This window comes from Bradyrhizobium sp. 1(2017), from assembly GCF_011602485.2.
GTDB lineage: Bacteria > Pseudomonadota > Alphaproteobacteria > Rhizobiales > Xanthobacteraceae > Bradyrhizobium.
This window is the reverse complement of the sequence record NZ_CP050022.2, coordinates 368,431-386,232: the sequence shown is the minus strand read 5'-3', so window position 1 is coordinate 386,232 and position 17,802 is coordinate 368,431. Positions and strand designations below refer to the sequence as shown.

The 17,802-nt window shown below is 65.5% G+C and carries 19 protein-coding genes; 13 read left to right on the top strand and 6 right to left on the bottom strand.

The window, feature by feature from the left end; genetic code table 11:
* Positions 1-10 precede the first annotated feature (10 nt).
* Positions 11-607, top strand: a complete 597-nt coding sequence (locus tag HAP40_RS01865) for a DsbE family thiol:disulfide interchange protein (RefSeq protein ID WP_166811297.1) — start codon at positions 11-13, stop codon at positions 605-607.
* Between the two features lie 81 nt (positions 608-688).
* On the opposite strand, the gene HAP40_RS01860 is transcribed toward HAP40_RS01865, so the two are convergent.
* Positions 689-1,291 carry a septation protein A gene (locus HAP40_RS01860; protein WP_166811299.1) on the bottom strand — a complete coding sequence of 201 codons (603 nt, stop codon included), beginning with the start codon at positions 1,289-1,291 and terminating at the stop codon, positions 689-691.
* A gap of 126 nt (positions 1,292-1,417) precedes the next feature.
* The gene (gene ftsY / locus HAP40_RS01855) at positions 1,418-2,362 is read right to left on the bottom strand and encodes a signal recognition particle-docking protein FtsY (protein ID WP_166811301.1); all 945 of its coding nucleotides are present in this window, start codon (positions 2,360-2,362) and stop codon (positions 1,418-1,420) included.
* 47 nt (positions 2,363-2,409) lie between these two features.
* Here ftsY and HAP40_RS01850 point away from each other — a divergent pair, with 47 nt between their 5' ends.
* The 3 genes from HAP40_RS01850 (at position 2,410) to HAP40_RS01840 (ending at position 5,611) form a co-directional block, all read left to right on the top strand.
* A complete protein-coding gene (locus HAP40_RS01850; RefSeq protein WP_166811303.1) occupies positions 2,410-3,111 on the top strand; it encodes an RluA family pseudouridine synthase in 702 nt (233 codons plus the stop codon).
* Between the two features lie 131 nt (positions 3,112-3,242).
* Positions 3,243-4,352, top strand: coding sequence for a DUF2336 domain-containing protein (locus HAP40_RS01845; protein WP_166811305.1), 1,110 nt, complete (start codon positions 3,243-3,245; stop codon positions 4,350-4,352).
* Between the two features lie 317 nt (positions 4,353-4,669).
* On the top strand, positions 4,670-5,611 hold the full coding sequence (locus HAP40_RS01840; protein WP_166811307.1) for an IS110 family transposase: 942 nt from the start codon (positions 4,670-4,672) through the stop codon (positions 5,609-5,611).
* 57 nt (positions 5,612-5,668) lie between these two features.
* On the opposite strand, the gene mtaB is transcribed toward HAP40_RS01840, so the two are convergent.
* Both mtaB and dapF read right to left on the bottom strand, forming a co-directional pair.
* Positions 5,669-6,922 carry a tRNA (N(6)-L-threonylcarbamoyladenosine(37)-C(2))-methylthiotransferase MtaB gene (mtaB, locus tag HAP40_RS01835; protein ID WP_166811309.1) on the bottom strand — a complete coding sequence of 418 codons (1,254 nt, stop codon included), beginning with the start codon at positions 6,920-6,922 and terminating at the stop codon, positions 5,669-5,671.
* The gene (gene dapF / locus HAP40_RS01830; protein ID WP_166811311.1) at positions 6,922-7,797 is read right to left on the bottom strand and encodes a diaminopimelate epimerase; all 876 of its coding nucleotides are present in this window, start codon (positions 7,795-7,797) and stop codon (positions 6,922-6,924) included. Before dapF ends, mtaB begins: the two co-directional genes overlap by 1 nt.
* A 226-nt stretch (positions 7,798-8,023) precedes the next feature.
* Between dapF and HAP40_RS01825 the strand changes: the two genes are divergently transcribed.
* Positions 8,024-8,791, top strand: a complete 768-nt coding sequence (locus HAP40_RS01825; protein WP_166811313.1) for a GyrI-like domain-containing protein — start codon at positions 8,024-8,026, stop codon at positions 8,789-8,791.
* A gap of 5 nt (positions 8,792-8,796) precedes the next feature.
* A complete protein-coding gene (locus tag HAP40_RS01820; protein ID WP_166811315.1) occupies positions 8,797-9,513 on the top strand; it encodes an SIMPL domain-containing protein in 717 nt (238 codons plus the stop codon).
* 203 nt (positions 9,514-9,716) lie between these two features.
* Here HAP40_RS01820 and HAP40_RS01815 read toward each other — a convergent pair whose 3' ends face one another.
* Complete coding sequence (locus HAP40_RS01815) at positions 9,717-10,781, bottom strand: MBL fold metallo-hydrolase (RefSeq protein WP_166811317.1); 1,065 nt, start codon at positions 10,779-10,781, stop codon at positions 9,717-9,719.
* Positions 10,782-11,095: 314 nt separating this feature from the next.
* Here HAP40_RS01815 and ffh point away from each other — a divergent pair, with 314 nt between their 5' ends.
* The 7 genes from ffh to HAP40_RS01780 all read left to right on the top strand — a co-directional run bounded on the left by ffh (position 11,096) and on the right by HAP40_RS01780 (position 17,104).
* Positions 11,096-12,646, top strand: coding sequence for a signal recognition particle protein (gene ffh, locus HAP40_RS01810; protein ID WP_166811319.1), 1,551 nt, complete (start codon positions 11,096-11,098; stop codon positions 12,644-12,646).
* 85 nt (positions 12,647-12,731) lie between these two features.
* Positions 12,732-13,064 (top strand): 30S ribosomal protein S16, encoded by a 333-nt coding sequence (rpsP, locus tag HAP40_RS01805; RefSeq protein ID WP_166811321.1) that lies wholly within the window; start codon positions 12,732-12,734, stop codon positions 13,062-13,064.
* 9 nt (positions 13,065-13,073) lie between these two features.
* Positions 13,074-13,631 (top strand): ribosome maturation factor RimM, encoded by a 558-nt coding sequence (gene rimM / locus HAP40_RS01800; RefSeq protein ID WP_166811323.1) that lies wholly within the window; start codon positions 13,074-13,076, stop codon positions 13,629-13,631.
* A 117-nt stretch (positions 13,632-13,748) separates the two neighbouring features.
* Complete coding sequence (trmD, locus tag HAP40_RS01795; protein WP_166811325.1) at positions 13,749-14,504, top strand: tRNA (guanosine(37)-N1)-methyltransferase TrmD; 756 nt, start codon at positions 13,749-13,751, stop codon at positions 14,502-14,504.
* A 109-nt stretch (positions 14,505-14,613) separates the two neighbouring features.
* Positions 14,614-14,994, top strand: coding sequence for a 50S ribosomal protein L19 (gene rplS, locus HAP40_RS01790; protein WP_166811327.1), 381 nt, complete (start codon positions 14,614-14,616; stop codon positions 14,992-14,994).
* Positions 14,995-15,402: 408 nt separating this feature from the next.
* Positions 15,403-16,809, top strand: a complete 1,407-nt coding sequence (gene leuC, locus HAP40_RS01785) for a 3-isopropylmalate dehydratase large subunit (protein WP_166811328.1) — start codon at positions 15,403-15,405, stop codon at positions 16,807-16,809.
* Positions 16,810-16,903: 94 nt separating this feature from the next.
* Complete coding sequence (locus HAP40_RS01780) at positions 16,904-17,104, top strand: hypothetical protein (protein ID WP_166811330.1); 201 nt, start codon at positions 16,904-16,906, stop codon at positions 17,102-17,104.
* A 59-nt stretch (positions 17,105-17,163) separates the two neighbouring features.
* Here HAP40_RS01780 and HAP40_RS01775 read toward each other — a convergent pair whose 3' ends face one another.
* Positions 17,164-17,733, bottom strand: coding sequence for a hypothetical protein (locus HAP40_RS01775; RefSeq protein ID WP_166811332.1), 570 nt, complete (start codon positions 17,731-17,733; stop codon positions 17,164-17,166).
* Between the last annotated feature and the right edge of the window lie 69 nt (positions 17,734-17,802).

Sequence of the window (17,802 nt, the reverse complement as noted above, 5' to 3'; positions counted from 1 at the left end):
GGCATCACTCATGAACGATCAATCGACCTCCGCGACGCCGCAGCGCCGCACCTTCCTGATGGTGCTGCCGCTGATTGCCTTCATCGGCCTTGCGCTGCTGTTCTGGTTCAGGCTCGGCAGCGGCGATCCCTCGCGGATTCCGTCCGCGCTGATCGGCCGGCCGGCCCCTCAGACGGTGCTGCCGCCGCTCGACGGATTGCAGGCCGGCAATGCGCCGGTGCCGGGGCTCGATCCCGCCGCCTTCAAGGGCAAGGTGAGCCTCGTCAATGTCTGGGCGTCCTGGTGCGTGCCGTGCCATGACGAGGCCCCGCTTCTGACCGAGCTCGCCAAGGACAAGCGCTTCCAGCTCGTCGGCATCAACTACAAGGACGCAGCCGACAACGCGCGGCGCTTCCTCGGACGCTACGGCAATCCGTTCGGTTATGTCGGCGTGGACGCCAACGGCCGCGCCTCGATCGAATGGGGCGTCTATGGCGTGCCGGAGACCTTCGTCGTCGGGCGCGAAGGCACCATCGTCTACAAGCTGGTCGGCCCGGTCACGCCGCAAAACCTCAAGACGGTGCTGATGCCGGAGCTGGAGAAGGCGCTGAAGGCGGCGGGGAGTTAGCTCTACGCTCGTACGAAACACGAGCTGTCATCTGCCCCGGTCAAGCGGGCATGACAGCGGCATGTGGGGCGACGCTTCGCTCTACCCCTTGCTCACATCCCCTGCCTCGGCCTCGCTCGCCTCCAGCGACGCGGGCTCGAGATGGTAGCGCTTGATCAGCGGCATCTGGATCATGCCGAAGATGGCCGTCAGCGGCAGGACGCCGAAGACCTTGAAATTCACCCAGAAGTCCGTGCTCTGGGTGCGCCAGATGATTTCGTTCAGCACCGCCATGCCGGCGAAGAACAGCGCCCAGCGCAGCGTCAGGATGCGCCAGCCCTGCGGCGTCAGGTTGAACACCTGGTCGAACATCACCGCGATGAAGGACCGGCCGAACAAGAGGCCGCCGCCGAGGATCACGGCGAACAGACCGTAGATGATGGTCGGCTTGACCTTGATGAAGGTCTCGTCGTGCAGCACCAGGGTCAGCGTGCCGAACACCAGCACGATCACGCCCGTCACGATCGCCATCACCGGGATGTGGCGCGTCACCACGTAGGACGCCGCCATCGCCGCCACGATCGCCACCATGAAGGCGCCGGTCGCTGCGAACAGATTGAACTTCGCATTCACGAAGAAGAACACGAGCAGCGGACCGAGCTCGGTCGCGAGCTTGAACAGCGGATGCGGCTGGGTCTTGTCCATTATCTGACCTTTGTTGCTGTCATCCCCCGCGAAGGCGGGGGATCCAGTATTCCAGAGGCAGCTCGGCTTGAACCGAGAAGGCGCGGCGTACTGGATGCCCCGCCTGCGCGGAGCATGACAAAAAACCTATGACTCGATTCCGGCGATCGCCCGGGCGAAATCGCGCGCGGTGAAGGGCGCGAGATCGTCGACGCCTTCGCCGACGCCGATGAAATGCACCGGCAGCTTGAATTTCTCCGCGAGCGCCACCAGGATGCCGCCGCGCGCGGTGCCGTCGAGCTTGGTCATCACGAGGCCGGTGACCCCGGCGGTGCGATGAAAGGCCTCGACCTGCGACAGCGCGTTCTGGCCGACGGTGGCATCGAGCACAAGCAGCACGGCATGCGGCGCAGTGTCATCCACCTTGCGGATCACGCGCACGACCTTCTCGAGCTCGTTCATCAGCTCGGCCTTGTTCTGCAGGCGGCCGGCGGTGTCGATCAGGAGCACGTCGATGTTCTGCTCCTTCGCCGCGGTCAGCGCGTTGAAGGCAAGGCTCGCCGAATCCGAGCCCTGCGCCCCCGCGATGACGGGTGTCCTGGTGCGCTCGCCCCAGACCTTGAGCTGCTCGATGGCTGCCGCGCGAAACGTGTCGCCGGCGGCCAGCATCACCTTGCGGCCTTCGGATGCGAACTTTTGCGAGAGCTTTCCGATCGTGGTGGTCTTGCCGGACCCGTTGACGCCGACCACGAGGATCACGAACGGCTTCTTGCCCCTGTCGATCTCGAGGGGCTTTGCCACCGGCGCCAGCACCTTCTCGACCTCGGTCGCGACGACGTCCTTGACCTCGTCCGCCGAGATCGCCTTGTCGTAGCGCCCCGCGCCGACAGCGTCCGCGATCCGCACGGCGACCTGGGTGCCGAGATCGGCGCGCAGCAGCACGTCCTCGATGTCGTCGAGCATGGCGCGGTCGAGCTTGCGCTTGGTGACGAGGTCGGCGACCGCGGTCCCGAGCGAGGACGAGGTGCGCTTCAGCCCGTTGGACAGGCGGCGCCACCAGCTCAGCTTGGGGGTCTCGGAGGTATCGTTCATGGCGGGGGTGTGTTAGCCGTTCCGGCCCATAAACGAAAGTCTTGCAATTGCTCGATGTTCCCGAATTGACCGCCGAGGAAATCTTGTCGCGCGTGCTTCATCGCGACGGGCTGATGCTGGTCATCAACAAGCCGGCCGGCCTGCCGGTGCATCGCGGTCCCAAGGGCGGCCCCAATCTGGAGGATTCCTTCGACGCGCTCCGCTTCGGCCTGCCGCGGCCGCCGGTGCTGGCCCACCGGCTGGACAAGGACACCTCCGGCTGCCTCGTGCTCGGCCGCCATCGCAAGGCGACGGCCTCGCTCGGTCTTCTTTTCAAGCACGGCAAGATCGGCAAGACCTACTGGACCGTGGTCGAGGGCGGGCCCGCCGAGGATGAAGGCAGCATCGACATGCCGCTCGGCCGGCTCAACGCCGAGCGAGGCTGGTGGCAGAAGCCGGACCCGGAGGGCCAGAAGGCGATCACCAATTGGAAGGTGTTGGGCCGCGGTGACGGCTTCACCTGGCTCGCCATGGAACCCGTCACCGGACGGACCCACCAATTGCGGGTGCATTCGGCCGCGACAGGCTGGCCGATCTTCGGCGATAACATTTACGGCAACGGCCCCCGCTTCGGCGAGCCGAAGCTGCACCTGCATTCCCGCGAGATCGTGGTGCCGATCTCCCGGAACAAGGAGCCGGTCCGCGTCGTCGCACCGGCCCCGTCGCATATGCACGAAAAACTCCGCGCCTGCGGGTGGAATGGAGAGTAGCGCTCAACCCTGATGGCGCGGATCAGTGCTTGGCTACCGCGCCATGGTTTACCAAACCTTCAGCGCTCGCCTCTAATGATAGCGGTTGCTTAGAACAAGCTTCCCTAACCGCTCAGGACGAGCAGCGCGTGATGTCAAAGGCCGATCTATCGATCATCGACGAGGTCGAATCCGCGATACGGATGGGCTCGCCGGAAAAGGGGCTTGAGACGGCCCGGCGCGTCACCGACCTGTTCCTGTCTTCCGCCGGCAGCTTCGACGACGCGCAGATCGCGCTGTTCGACGACGTGCTCGAGCGCCTGATCGGCACCATCGAACTGCGCGCCATCGCCGACATCGGCGCCCGCGTGGCGCTGGCCGAGATCAGCGCCCAGCTCGCGCCGATCGCGCAGGCGCCGCCCTCGGTGATCCGCCGCCTCGCCAACCATGACGAGATCCGCATCGCCGGTCCCGTGCTGCAGGAATCCGCCCGCCTCGACGACGGCGAGCTGTTGAAGATCGCATCCAGCAAGGGCGAGCCGCATCTGCTCGCGGTCGCCGGGCGCTGGTGGCTGAAGGAGATCGTCACCGATGCGCTGCTGGCGCGCCGCTATCCCAGCGTCAGCCGGCGGCTTGCCGCCAATCCGGGCGCGCGCGTGTCAGGAAATGGATTCGCCGTCATCGTCGGGCAGGCCGAGGCGGACCCCGAACTCGCCATCAGCGTCGGCGTGCGCGTCGACTTGCCCTCGGACCTTCGCCGCCAATTGCTGCGGTCGGCGACCGACGTCGTTCGCACCCGCCTGCTGTCGCGTGCTCCCCCGCATCTGTTCGAGGAAATCCAGAGCGCGATTGCCGCCGTCACCGTCGGCGTCGCGCGCGAGATGTCTGGCGTGCGCGATTTCGAAGGCGCCAAACGCGCGATTGCAAATCTCAAGGCGACCGGCCAGCTCGGCGAAGCGACGCTGCTCGGCTTTGCCACACAGCGGCGCTATGAGGAGACCGCCGCGGCCCTGGCCGCCCTGTCCGGCTCGACCGTCGAGGTCATTCGCCCGCTGATGCAGAGCCTGCGCGACGACGGCCTCCTGGTGCCGTGCAAGGCCGCGCAGCTCAGCTGGGAGACGACCGCTGCCGTGCTCGAAAGCCGTTTTGCGACGGGCGCGATGAAGTCGACGGATCTCGCGCGGGCGCAGGGGCATTACGCGAGAATGACGCCGGAGAATGCACGGCGCACGCTCAGGTTCTGGCAGGTAAGGGCGTCGTAGGCGCGCGCTTTTTCTTACGGCTCATCCAAACCCTCGGTGTCGTCCCGGCGAAGACCGGGACCCATACCGCGTGATCTATCGGTGATGCACCGTGCTCGTCCCAATGCAGAGTATAATTGACAGTCGTCGCCAAACTGCTCCCTGTGGTTATGGGTCCCTGTGTCTTGGAAGTCTGTCAGAATGGGGTTGGGCGGGAAGCCGTTGGGTCCTTGGCGCTTGACGCCGTGAGCCGGCTCGGCCTCCCGCCCGTTCCATTACCAACCTGAACAGTTGCACGAGGCTGCGCCAACAGACCTCGCATCACAGGGACAGGCATCGTGATCATACCCCTTCGTTGCGTCGGAATCGACGTCTCCAAACAATATCTCGATATCTTCGATGAAGGCTTGGCCTTTCCGGAGCGCATCGCCAACGCGACGCAGGCCATCACACAGATCGCGGCGCGTTGGCGATGCGATGTGCTGGTCGTCTTCGAGGCCACGGGCGTCTATGACCTCGAACTTCGCGAGGTGCTGAGCCAGGCCGGAATCCGCTTTGCCCGGATCAACCCGGCCCGGGCGCGCGACTTCGCACGTGCCAGCGGCCAGCTCGCCAAGACTGATCCGATCGATGCGCGGATGCTGGCAGCTTTTGCGCGAGCCATGCAGCCGGCCACCGAGCAGGTCGCCAATCCCGCCCGCAATGCCTTGGCAGGGCTTGCAAAACGGCGAGACCAGTTGGTCCTCATGCGCGCGCAGGAGAAGAACCGGCGAAGCGAGGCCGATAGCCACGCCATGGCCGATCGGATCGGCCGCCTCATTGAGGTCCTCGACAGCGAGATCGCCGAGATCGAGGCCGACATCAGCGCACTGATCAAGGCCGAGCCGGAGATCGCGGACGATGCGCGATTGATGCGCTCACTGCCTGGCGTGGGTCCCGTGGCCTGCATGCAGCTCATCGCGAAGATGCCGGAACTCGGGCATGTCGGAGCCAAGCAGATCGCGGCGCTCGCCGGCCTCGCCCCCTTCAACGTCGATAGCGGCGCTTTCCGTGGCAAACGCAAGATCGCCGGCGGCCGAAAGCGCGTCCGGGATGCCCTCTACATGGCCGCTCTCAACGCGGTCCGCCGGGCCGATCCGTTCAAGGTCTTCTACGCACGACTGCGACAGGCCGGCAAACCAGCCAAGCTCGCCCTCATTGCCGTAGCCAGGAAGCTGCTAACCGTGCTCAATGCCATGATGCGAGACAGGAAACCCTATCTGAAGGCCAAGCCGACATAACAGTTGCCGGCCTTCGCCGGGACGACGTTGGGGATGCAGTTGTGGAATGACGGCAGATTACGTGGTCAGCCGCTCGCCATCGCTACCGGCGATCCTCAGCGGCACCACGCTGCCCACGCGCGCGCCCGCAATCGCCACCGGCAGATAATGCTCTGTCCGCCCCTGCCCTTCGCCCTCGATCAGCACATCGCGCGTTGCGCCGATCTCGGCTTGCAGCCGCTGCCGCAGAGCCGCTTCGCCGGATGCGCGCAACCGCTTCGCGCGGTCCTTGATCGCGCCGCCCGCGACCTGCGGCATTTTCGCGGCCGGCGTGCCCGGCCGTGGAGAATAGGGGAAGACGTGCAGGAAGGTGAGGCCGCATTCTTCCACGAGATCGAGCGAGCGCGAGAACATCTCCTCCGTCTCGGTCGGGAAGCCCGCGATGATGTCGGCGCCGAAGGCGATGTCCGGGCGCAGCCGGCGCACCTGATCGCAGAACGCGATGGCATCGCGCCGCGAATGCCGACGCTTCATGCGCTTCAGGATCAAGTCGTCGCCGGACTGCAGCGACAGATGAAGATGCGGCATCAGCCGCGCATCGCCGGCGATGGCATCGAGCAGGTCGTCGTCCGCCTCGATCGAATCGATCGAGGAAATGCGCAGGCGCTTCAGCTCAGGGACATGCCGCAAGATCTGCTTCGTCAACATGCCGAGCTTCGGCGCGCCCGGCAGGTCGGTGCCGTAACTGGTGAGGTCGACGCCGGTCAGCACGATCTCGGAATGGCCGCGCGCGGCCAGCGTCCGCACCTGCTCGACCACGGCGCCCATCGGCACCGAGCGTGAATTGCCACGGCCAAACGGAATGATGCAGAAGGTGCAGCGATGATCGCAACCGTTCTGCACCTGCACGAACACGCGCGGCAGGCCGGCCGCAAAGCCGTCGATCAAATGCGGCGCCATCTCCTTCACGGCCATGATGTCGCTGACGGCGATTTTTTCGCTGGCGCCGAGATCGAAGGCATCGCGCGTCTCGCGCCAGGCTTCGCTCCGCATCTTGTCGTCATTGCCGACGACGCGGTCGACCTCGGCCATGCCGGCGAACATCGCGCTTTGCGTCTGCGCGGCGCAGCCGGTGACGACGATGCGCGCCTCCGGCCGCTCGCGCTTCAATTTGCGGATCGACTGGCGCGCCTGCGCCACCGCCTCATTGGTGACGGCGCAGCTGTTGATGACGATGGTGTCGGACAGGCCCGCACCCTCCGCCTCGCGGCGGATCACCTCGGCCTCGAAGGCGTTGAGGCGGCAGCCAAAGGTGACGATGTCGACGGCCATCAGCCAACCGGCGCGAACAGCGCCGGATCGAAGGTGGCCTCATATTCGAAGGTCGCAGTGCCCGTCATCAGCACGTGGTCGTCGCGCTCCCGCCATTCGATGCCGAGCTTGCCGCCCGGCAGCGTGATCTCGACCTTGCGCTCGGTGCGCTTCAGCCGCGCCGCGGCGACCGCCGTGGCACAGGCCGCCGAACCACAGGCCTTGGTGAGACCGGCGCCGCGCTCCCAGGTGCGGATCGTGATGTGATCGCGATCGACGACATGAGCGAGCGTGATGTTGGCGCGTTCGGGGAAGATCGGATGATTCTCCAGGAGCGGACCAAAGCGCTCGAGATCATAGGCGTTGACGTCGTCGACCCAGAACACCGCGTGCGGATTGCCCATACTCACCACGGAGGGCGAATGCAGGATCGGCTTGTCGATCGGCCCGATCTGCAGTTCGATGTAGCGGGTATCGCGAAACTCCTCAGCCAGCGGAATGTCCTGCCAGCCGAACTTCGGCACACCCATATCGACGGTGTAGAGATCGGGCGCCGGGCCCTGCCAGGCATTGAGCAAGCCGGCCGCGGTCTCGAACGTTGCCGTGCTCTGCCCGCTCTTCTCGAAGATGCGCCGCACGACGCAGCGCATGCCGTTGCCGCAGGCGCCGGCTTCGGAGCCGTCATTGTTGTAGATGCGGATGAAGGCCTCGGTGCCGTCCAGCCGCGGCTTCTGCAGCACCATGAGCTGGTCGTAAGCCACCCCGCCATTCGCGGACGCCACCGCGCGGGCGTCGTCCGGCGTCACTTTTGCCGCGGAATCGCGCATGTCGACAACGACGATCTCGTTGCCGATGCCGTTCATCTTGGCAAATGCGTGGTTGGCCAGCGCGCTCATGAAAATTCCCGAATTTCGCCCGTCTTATATGGCGATCCTTGCCGGCTTGGCCAGCGGTTTGCTCCGGAGCGCCCAGAAGGCCGCCCATGACGCATCTGTCATGGGACGAATTTGGCGCTCGCGTGTTAGAACGGCGGCGTTTGCGCGAACCGGGAGGCGCGGCCGGGCGCTGAGCAGGATTTAGGCCTTGGTGGGCAAGGTGCCCAAAGGTCTTGGGGAGAATAGAATGATCAGGTTTCGTCATCTCGCTCTGGCCGCGCTGATCCCGGCAGCGACCATGTCATTTGGTCTGTCTGCGGCGCAGGCGCAAAGCCCGAGCCCGGCGCCCGCCGCATCGGCCAGTCCCGCGCCCGTCCCGTCGGCCTCGCCGGCCCCGGCCGCGAGTGCTTCGCCGGCGCCGGTGGCGACGCCCTCGCCGGCGGCCAGCGCCTCACCCGCACCTGCGGCAACCCCCTCGCCCGCCGCCAGCGCCTCACCGAGCCCGGCGGCACCTCCGCCCGCGGCGGCCGCCACGCCCGCCCCAGTGCAGACGGCGGATCCCTTTGGCCTCGAGACCACGCTCGAGCCCAGGAAGGTCGTGATGGTCAAGGGCACTGCCAATTGGGACTCGGCCTTCGACACGCTGGTCGACGCCTTCAAGGCGCTGAACACGCTCCTGGACAAGCAGGGCATCAAGCACGCCGGCAATTCGATGATCGTCTACACCTCCACCGACGACACCGGATTCACCTTCCTCGCCGAGATCCCGGTCGACCAGGACCCGAAGAACCTTGCCAAGGACATGAGCATGGGCAAGTCGCCGGAGGGCAAGGCGCTGAAATTCGTCCATCGCGGTTCCTACGACAACATGGACAACACCTATGAGGCGATCACCAATCACCTCGACGACAAGAGACTGGAAGCCAAGGATACCTTCATCGAGGAGTACCTCACCGATCCCCTGAAGACGGCCGAGGACAAGCTCGTGATCAATGTTTTCGTGCCGCTGAAGTGAGTATCATGAAACAGCCTGCCGTTCTTTTGACGTCCCTTTCTGCCGTCCTCGCCACCATCCTGCTGATGGTCCCCGCACGCGCCGACGATTTTCCGTCCGCCATTTCGGTGAGCGGCGAAGCCAGCGTGTCCGCTGCCCCCGATCTCGCGCAGATCGACGCCGGCGTCGCCAACGACGCCAAGACGGCGAAGGAAGCGTCCGACGCCAACAATGCGGCCATGGGCAGGGTGCTGCTGGCGCTGAAGGGCGCCGGCATTGCCGAGAAGGACTATCAGACCTCGCGCCTGTCGCTGCAGCCGCAATACGGCCAGAACAAATCCACCGGCGCATCCCCGGTGGTCGGCTTCCGCGCCTCCAACCGCGTCACCGTGAAGATTCGCGACGTGACCAAGGTCGCCGGCATCATCGACACGCTGGTCGGCGCCGGCGCCAACGACATCGGCAACATCTCCTTCGAGGTGACGCAGGCCTCGAAGCTGCTCGACGACGCGCGCGAGCAGGCGATCGCCGATGCGCGGCGCAAGGCGGAAGTCTATGCCAGAGCTGCCGGCGTCACGCTGGGTGCGCCGCTCAGCGTCACCGAGGGCGGCGGCCCGGTGCCGCTGTTCAAGGGCCGCATGGCAACGCCGATGGCCGCAGCCCCGCAGGCCGCAGTCGCGCCCGGCGAGGAAACGCTGTCCGTGACGGTGAATGTGAGCTGGGCGATCAAGCCGGCGCAGTAGCCTGCATCGTGAAGGCACACGGCCACAACAACGGCGGTGTCGTCCCGGCGAAGGCCGGACCCATCCCCACAGCAAGTGATTTGGCGAAGACTCGCAGTTGCCTATCGCCGCGCGGTACTGCCATCGAATTATCTCCGATAGGTCACGCGGTATGGGTCCCGGCCTTCGCCGGGACGACAGCGGAGAATGATGCGAGATATCCGCTAGATCTCCACCACCTGCCCCGGCTGCATCGCCACGAACCGCTCCTGCGGAATCTTCGCCGCGTCCAGCGCAGTGACCAGCTCCCTCGCCGGCGCATCGATCGCCTCGTCCGTGAGCTGGAACGTGCCGTGGTGATGCCCGAGCGCTTCCTGCGCGCCGCAATCGCCCAACGCCTTCACGGCATCTTCCGGATTCATGTGCTGGTCGCGCATGAACCAGCGCGGCTCATAGGCACCGATGGGCAGGATCGCCATGCGTAGCGGCCCGTGCTTCTCGGCGACCCGACGAAAATGCCTGCCGTCGCCATAGCCGGAATCGCAGACGATGTAGATTTTCCCCGCAGGCGTCTCCAGCACAAAGCTCGCCCACAGCGCCTTGTTGCGATCGAACATGCCGCGCGCCGTCCAGTGCCTTGTCGGGACCAGATGCACGGCGATGCCGCCGCCGAGCTCGACGCGGTCGTGCCAGTCGAACGCCTCCACCTTGATCGTGGAATCCCAGCTGCGGATCGTGACGTCGTTGCCGAGCGGGGTCACCACGCGCGGGGCAAAATTCTTGGTGAGCCGCGACAGCGTCGCGATGTCGAGATGATCGTAATGGCCGTGCGACACCAGCACGACGTCGATCTGCGGCAGCTTCTCGAAGGCGATGCCGGGATCGTTGTGCCGCTTCGGTCCTGCCCAGGCGACCGGCGAGACCCGCGTCGACCAGACGGGATCGACCAGGATATTGAGGCCGCCGGTCTGGATCAGCCAGCTGGCATGGCCGACGAAGGAGAGCCGCACCTTGTCGCCATCGACACGCGCCGGCGGAGTATCGGCATGGGGGCTGGGCGCCCAGTCGGGCCAGGCGGCGCGCTGTCCCCGGCCGCCCAATTGCCAACGCAGCACCTCGCCAAGCGATCGTGGGGGTGCCCCATCTGGATCGAAGAAGTGCAGGCCGTCGAAATGGTCGGAGACGGGGCCGTCATAGGTTTTCATGCGAGATATCCAGAGGGAGGACACGCCGACCAAGGCGCCGGCCCCGGCAAGCAGTCCGAACAAGCGGCGGCGGGTGATCGGCACGGCGGTCTTCAGCGATGGTAGCGGAGGCAGGTCATGACCTCCAATATGGGTGGAACCCGGGGAAAAGGAACCAGCCTGCAAAAATCCCATGTTTTCAGGGCTTTGCCCTGGCAGGGCCGCCGCGGCACCCTAACTTTCCTTGACTTTTGGGCGTGAGCGGCGTTTAACCCCGCCACTTTCTCGGAAAGGCTTTCTTTTCGACCCGCCGACTGGCCCTGGAGGCCGGAGGCCAACGCCCGACAGCGCTGTGCGCCCTCGGGCGTAAAGGTGTTTGGAAGATCGCCTTTCTGGCGAGCAGGACAAGGACAACGGCATTGTTCGACAATCTGTCGGAACGGCTTGGTGGCATTCTCGATCGTCTGACGGGGCGCGGCGCGCTGACCGAAAAGGACGTCGACGCTGCGATGCGCGAGGTGCGCCGCGCGCTGCTCGAAGCCGACGTCGCGCTCGAAGTGGTGCGCAGCTTCACCGAGCGCGTCCGCGAGCAGGCGATCGGCGCCACCGTCGTCAAGTCGGTCACGCCCGGCCAGATGGTGGTCAAGATCGTCCATGACGAGCTGATCAACACGCTCGGCGCCGAAGGCCAGACCATCGACGTCAATTCGGTGCCGCCGGTGCCGATCATGATGGTCGGTCTGCAAGGCTCCGGTAAGACCACCACCACCGCGAAGCTCGCCCGCCGCCTGGTCCAGCGCGACAAGCGCAAGGTGCTGATGGCCTCGCTCGACGTCTATCGTCCGGCGGCGATGGAGCAGCTGGCCGTGCTCGGCCGCGATCTCGACATTCCAACGCTCCCCATCGTTGCAGGCCAGCAGCCGCCGCAGATCGCGAAGCGCGCGCTCGAAGCCGGCAAGCTCGGCGGCTACGACATCGTGCTGCTCGACACCGCCGGCCGCACCACGCTCGACGAAGAGATGATGGCGGAAGCTGCGGCAATCAAAGCTGCGGCGAACCCGCATGAAGTGCTGCTGGTCGCCGACAGCCTCACCGGCCAGGACGCGGTGAACCTCGCACGCTCGTTCGATCAACGCGTCGGCCTCACCGGCATCGTGCTGACCCGCGTCGACGGCGACGGCCGCGGCGGCGCCGCGCTGTCGATGCGCGCGGTCACCGGCAAGCCGATCAAGCTGATCGGCACCGGCGAAAAGACCGATGCGCTGGAAGATTTCCACCCCGACCGTATAGCCGGTCGCATTCTCGGCATGGGCGACGTGGTGTCGCTGGTCGAGCGCGCCGCCGCCAACATCGACGCCGAGAAGGCCGCGCGCACCGCCGAGCGCATGCGCAAGGGTCAGTTCGACCTCAACGACATGCGCGAGCAGCTGTTGCAGATGTCGAACATGGGCGGCATCAGCGGCCTGATGGGCATGATGCCCGGCATCTCCAAGATGAAGAACCAGATCGCCGCCGCCGGCATCGACGACAAGATCCTGAAGCGCCAGGTCGCGATCATCGATTCCATGACGCGCGACGAGCGCCGTCATCCGGACCTGCTCAAGGCCAGCCGCAAGAAGCGCATCGCCGCAGGTTCCGGCCAGAGCGTCGAGCACGTCAACAAGCTCCTGAAGATGCACCGGAACATGGCCGACGTGATGAAGGCCATGGGCTCGGGCAAGCGCGGCCCGCTCGCCGGCATCGCGCAGGCTATGGGCTTTGGCGGCGGCATGAAGATGCCGTCTCCCGAAGAGATGAAGGCGATGCAGGAGAAGATGCAGAGCGGCGGCGGCGGACAAGGCCTGCCGAACCTGCCGAAGGATCTGCCCGCCGGCTTGCGCCAAGGTCTGCCCAATCTTCCTGGACTGACCGGGCTGAGCGGCAAGCCGACGCTGCCGGGCCTCGGCGGTTTCCCGGGCAAGAAGAAATGAGGAATTCGTCGCACGGGATCGCACCGGTCTCGCGTGACGCGGAATACCAATCAACCGAACAAAACGTACTTTGAAGGAGAACTGAATGTCCGTCGTTATCCGCCTCGCCCGCGCAGGCACCAAGAAGCGTCCCGTCTATCACGTCGTCGTCGCCGATTCGCGCTTCCCCCGCGATGGCCGCTTCATCGAGCGTCTCGGCTATTTCAACCCGCTGCTGCCGAAGGACAACGAGACCCGCCTGAAGCTCGACATGGAGAAGGTGAAGGCCTGGCTCGCCAAGGGCGCGCAGCCGTCGGATCGCGTGTCGCGTTTCCTCGACGCCGCCGGCGTCAAGAAGCGCGAAGCGCGCAACAACCCCGAGAAGGCCGTGCCGCGCAAGGAGCGCAAGGCGCAGGCCGAAGCCGCCGCCAAGGGCTAAGGCTAGATCATGTCGGCGCTGGTCTGCGTCGCGCGGATCGGCGCCGCGCATGGGGTGCGCGGCGCGGTCAAATTGTGGACCTTCACCGAAGATCCCTTTGCCGTCAGGCGCTACGGTCCGCTTCTCGCCAAGGACGGCAAGCGCCAGTTCGAGGTCGCAACGGCGCGCGAGGCCAAAGACCATCTGGTCGCGACGTTCAAGGGCGTCACGACCCGCGATGAGGCCGAGCGTCTCAACGGCATCGAGCTCTACGTCCCGCGCGAAAAACTGCCCGCGACCGACGCGGACGAGTATTACCACACCGACCTGATCGGGCTCGCCGCCGTCACCACCGACGGCGACGCGCTCGGCCGCGTGCTCGCAATCCACAATTTCGGCGCCGGCGACATCATCGAGATCGCGCCACCCAAGGGTGCGACGCTGCTGCTGCCGTTCTCCAACGCGGTGGTGCCGGAGGTCGACATTGCCGGCGGCCGCGTGGTGATCGCGCTGCCGCAGGAGGTTGAGGGGGAGGACGAGCAAGAAGCCCTATCCACGGGTCGTCCCCGCGAAGGCGGGGACCCATAACCACAAGCCGTGGTTTTTAGCTAAGCTGGTAGCTCCAATCGTCGCAAAATTGACTGCGGTGGTTATGGGTCCCGGGCTCGCGCTCCGCGCGCCCCGGGACGACGAGATCGGGATCCAATGACCAATCCATCCCCCTGGCGCGCGACGGTGCTGACGCTGTTTCCGGAGATGTTTCCGGGGCCGCTGGGCGTGAGCCTCGCCGGCCGGGCGCTTGCCGCCGGCATCTGGGAGATCGAGGCTCGCGATATCAGGGCTTCCGCCACCGACCGCCACCGCAGTGTCGACGACACCCCCGCGGGCGGCGGGCCGGGCATGGTGCTGCGGGCGGATGTGCTGGCCGCGGCGATCGATGCCGCCGAGGCCGGTCCGGACCGGCCTCGTTTGCTGATGAGCCCGCGCGGTCGGCCATTGACCCAGGCCCGCGTCGCCGAGCTCGCCAAGGGCCCCGGCCCCCTGATCGTCTGCGGGCGGTTCGAGGGGGTGGACCAGCGGGTGATCGACGGGCGCGGCCTGGAGGAGGTCTCGATCGGCGATTACGTCCTGTCCGGGGGTGAAATCGCCGCGCTGGCCCTGATCGACGCCTGCGTCCGGCTGTTGCCGGGGGTGATGGGCAAGGAGGCCTCGGGAACCGAGGAAAGCTTCTCGGACGGCCTGCTCGAATACCCCCAATATACCCGCCCGCAGCTGTTCGAGGGGGCTCCGATCCCTGACATCCTGACCTCCGGCGACCACGCCAAGGTCGCGGCCTGGCGGCGTGCTGAATCCGAGGCCCTGACGGCGGCCCGGCGGCCGGATTTGTGGGCGCAGATCCCAGCCAAGCCCCCGAATCGGGCCGGTCGCCAAAAAACGCCAAAAAACAAGACAGACGGGTGACAAACGCTCCGGCTTGCCTTATAGGAGCGGCCACATCCGCAATGGCTGGATAAACGAATTTCGCGCAGCCCCCGTTTCCAAGGCTGGGCGCGCCGATGGAGATTTACCCATGAACCTGATCAAGCAGCTCGAGCAAGAGCAATTCGACAAGCTGTCCGCCGGCAAGGCCATTCCGGAATTCGGCCCCGGCGACACCGTGATCGTCAACGTGAAGGTCGTCGAAGGCGACCGCACCCGCGTGCAGGCCTATGAAGGCGTTTGCATCGGGCGTTCCGGTGGTGGCCTCAACGAGAGCTTCACCGTTCGCAAGATCTCTTATGGCGAGGGCGTCGAGCGCGTGTTCCCGCTGATGTCGCCGATGATCGACTCGATCAAGGTGGTGCGTCGCGGCAAGGTGCGTCGCGCCAAGCTCTATTACCTCCGCAACCTCCGCGGCAAGTCGGCCCGCATCGTCGAGAAGCAGGACCGCGCGACTGCCGTCGGCGAGTAAGCTTTCGCCCATCTGGCAAGTTTCGAAAGCGCGGGGCTCGGCTCCGCGCTTTTTTGTTTGGCCCCGCTGTCATTGCGAGGAGCCCTTGCGACGAAGCAATCCAGACTGTTTCCGCGGACGCATTTCTGGATTGCTTCGCTGCGCTCGCAATGACGAACTGAAACGCTCGCGCTTTTACCGCTGCATGCTATATAGCTTCTAGAATGTTTCCAGATCGGACCAGCCCCGTCCCCGTCAAGCCCATCGTCATCGACGATCGCTCGCGGCTGCCTGGCCGGTTCTTCGGACGCTTCGCGACCTCGGCAACGTCAGAGCTTATTCGCGCAGCCTGAAAGGCTGCGCTGACGATTTGTTGCCCGCGCGCCAGGCGCGCTCATCGCTGACACACATTCTTCGGAGCTGAAGCTCATGTCCAAGCCGACCACATTGTACGACAAGATCTGGAACGACCACCTGGTGCACGAAGCCGAGGACGGCACATGCCTGCTCTATATCGATCGCCATCTGGTGCACGAGGTGACCTCGCCGCAGGCGTTCGAAGGCTTGCGCGCGACGGGACGCAAGGTGCACGCGCCCGAGAAGACGCTCGCCGTCGTCGACCACAACGTGCCGACCACCGACCGTACCAAGCCGAATCCCGACCCTGAGAGCATCGAGCAGATCAAGGCGCTGGCCGACAACGCCAAGGAATTCGGCATCGAATATTACGACGAGTTCGACAAGCGCCAGGGCATCGTCCACGTCATCGGCCCCGAGCAGGGCTTTACGCTGCCCGGCACCACCATCGTCTGCGGTGACAGCCACACCTCGACGCATGGCGCGTTCGGCGCGCTCGCGCATGGCATCGGCACAAGCGAGGTCGAGCACGTGCTGGCGACGCAGACGCTGATCCAGAAGAAGGCCAAGAACATGCGCGTCACCGTCGACGGCACATTGCCTGACGGCGTGACGGGCAAGGACATCATCCTGGCCATCATCGGCGAGATCGGCACCGCCGGCGGCACCGGCTACGTGCTGGAATATGCCGGCGATGCGATCCGCGCGCTCAGCATGGAAGGCCGCATGACGGTCTGCAACATGTCGATCGAAGGCGGCGCGCGCGCCGGCCTCGTTGCACCCGACCAGAAGGCCTACGACTTCCTGCGCGAACGTCCGAAGGCGCCGAAGGGCGCGGCCTGGGACGCGGCGATGCGCTACTGGGAGAAACTGCGCTCCGACGAAGGCGCGCATTTCGATCACGAGCTGCGCCTCGACGCCGCCAAGCTGCCGCCGATCGTGACCTGGGGCACGAGCCCCGAGGACGTCATCTCGGTGACCGGCATGGTGCCCGATCCCGACAAGATCGCGGATGAGGCCAAGCGCATCTCTAAGCATCGCGCCCTGAAGTATATGGGCCTGACCGCAGGGACGAAGATCACCGACATCAAGCTCGACCGCGTCTTCATCGGCTCCTGCACCAACGGCCGCATCGAGGATTTGCGCGCCGCCGCCAAGATCGCGGAAGGCAAGCAGGTTGCAGGCAGCGTCAACGCCATGGTCGTGCCGGGCTCCGGCATCGTGAAAGAGCAGGCCGAGGCCGAGGGTCTGGACAAGATCTTCATCAAGGCCGGCTTCGAATGGCGCGAGCCGGGCTGCTCGATGTGCCTCGCCATGAACCCGGACAAGCTGAAGCCGGAAGAGCGCTGCGCCTCGACCTCGAACCGCAATTTCGAGGGCCGCCAGGGCTTCAAGGGCCGCACGCACCTGGTGTCGCCGGCGATGGCGGCGGCAGCGGCGATCGCCGGTCACTTCGTCGATGTCAGGGACTGGCGTTAAGCTCGTCCCTGCAATTGTAGCGATTGCGGCAAACCGCCCTTAATCCGCGTCGCCACATTCTCGTCCTCGCGAGGTTTTCGCGAGGACGCTGCCGATGGCCAACAAGCCGGACTATGTCGATCTGATCAGCGAGGCCACGCGCCAAAACCGGCGGCGCGCGATGCCGCTGCGCGTCGCCAAGCCAGAGGTCGAGGAGACCTCAAAGCTCAGCCACTGGCCGCCGGCGATGTTCAAACAATGGAAGCTCGATAATTTGATGCGGTGGAGATCCGCATCGTGGAAGCTGAAGGATTAGCTTTAGCCATCCGGATGAACAAAGGGCGCCGCTGCGGCGCCCTTCTCATTTCGATCGGCCTACCAGTACCGGTACGGATAGTGCCAGCGGGGCCAGCGGCAGACGCGGCGCGGGCCGTAATAGGTCCAGATCACCCGGCAGCGGCGTGGATAGTTGTAGTAGGGATAATAGCCGCTGGAATAATAGCGCCGGTGGAAGTGGCGATAGCCGTAATGGGGGCGCTGATAGCCCCAGTGTCGGTGGTAGCCGCCATATCGAAAGCCGCCATGGCGATAGCCACCGACATGGCGGTGAAAGGCCGGCGCGGCGCGGAAGCCACCGATATGGCCGCGGTGAAATCCACCGCCGCGGAAGCCGCCAACATGCCCTCCGCGAAAACCACCGCCATGGAAGCCGCCCCCGCGAAAACCTCCGCCGTGAAAGCCGCCGCCATGTCCATGCCCGCCGCCGTGGCGAACCTGCGTGACGAGGTCGTCTGCCGCAGCCTTGGTCGCGGGCGACGTCGCCGGATTGATCAAGGTGAGTGCTTCAGCGCGACGCGCGGTGCCGGCCGATAGCATCAGCGTCGCGGCGGCCGCGAGCCCGAGCAAACGCATCGGGCTTGCCCTGAGACTCAATATCCTCAGCATGGAATCCTCCTGAATCTGGACAGCGAGATTTGCGCAGCGACATTCGCGCCATCGCTGTTCAACTGCGGT

Coding starts and splice junctions, on each gene's coding strand:
- dapF (WP_166811311.1), bottom strand. CDS start 7,797: ATGAGCGCGCTGGCCAACCACGCATTTGCCAAGATGAACGGCATCGGC.
- HAP40_RS01860 (WP_166811299.1), bottom strand. CDS start 1,291: ATGGACAAGACCCAGCCGCATCCGCTGTTCAAGCTCGCGACCGAGCTC.
- rplS (WP_166811327.1), top strand. CDS start 14,614: ATGAACCTGATCAAGCAGCTCGAGCAAGAGCAATTCGACAAGCTGTCC.
- HAP40_RS01825 (WP_166811313.1), top strand. CDS start 8,024: ATGATCAGGTTTCGTCATCTCGCTCTGGCCGCGCTGATCCCGGCAGCG.
- HAP40_RS01865 (WP_166811297.1), top strand. CDS start 11: ATGAACGATCAATCGACCTCCGCGACGCCGCAGCGCCGCACCTTCCTG.
- HAP40_RS01775 (WP_166811332.1), bottom strand. CDS start 17,733: ATGCTGAGGATATTGAGTCTCAGGGCAAGCCCGATGCGTTTGCTCGGG.
- HAP40_RS01780 (WP_166811330.1), top strand. CDS start 16,904: ATGGCCAACAAGCCGGACTATGTCGATCTGATCAGCGAGGCCACGCGC.
- mtaB (WP_166811309.1), bottom strand. CDS start 6,922: ATGGCCGTCGACATCGTCACCTTTGGCTGCCGCCTCAACGCCTTCGAG.
- trmD (WP_166811325.1), top strand. CDS start 13,749: ATGACCAATCCATCCCCCTGGCGCGCGACGGTGCTGACGCTGTTTCCG.
- rpsP (WP_166811321.1), top strand. CDS start 12,732: ATGTCCGTCGTTATCCGCCTCGCCCGCGCAGGCACCAAGAAGCGTCCC.
- ftsY (WP_166811301.1), bottom strand. CDS start 2,362: ATGAACGATACCTCCGAGACCCCCAAGCTGAGCTGGTGGCGCCGCCTG.
- rimM (WP_166811323.1), top strand. CDS start 13,074: ATGTCGGCGCTGGTCTGCGTCGCGCGGATCGGCGCCGCGCATGGGGTG.
- HAP40_RS01820 (WP_166811315.1), top strand. CDS start 8,797: ATGAAACAGCCTGCCGTTCTTTTGACGTCCCTTTCTGCCGTCCTCGCC.
- leuC (WP_166811328.1), top strand. CDS start 15,403: ATGTCCAAGCCGACCACATTGTACGACAAGATCTGGAACGACCACCTG.
- HAP40_RS01845 (WP_166811305.1), top strand. CDS start 3,243: ATGTCAAAGGCCGATCTATCGATCATCGACGAGGTCGAATCCGCGATA.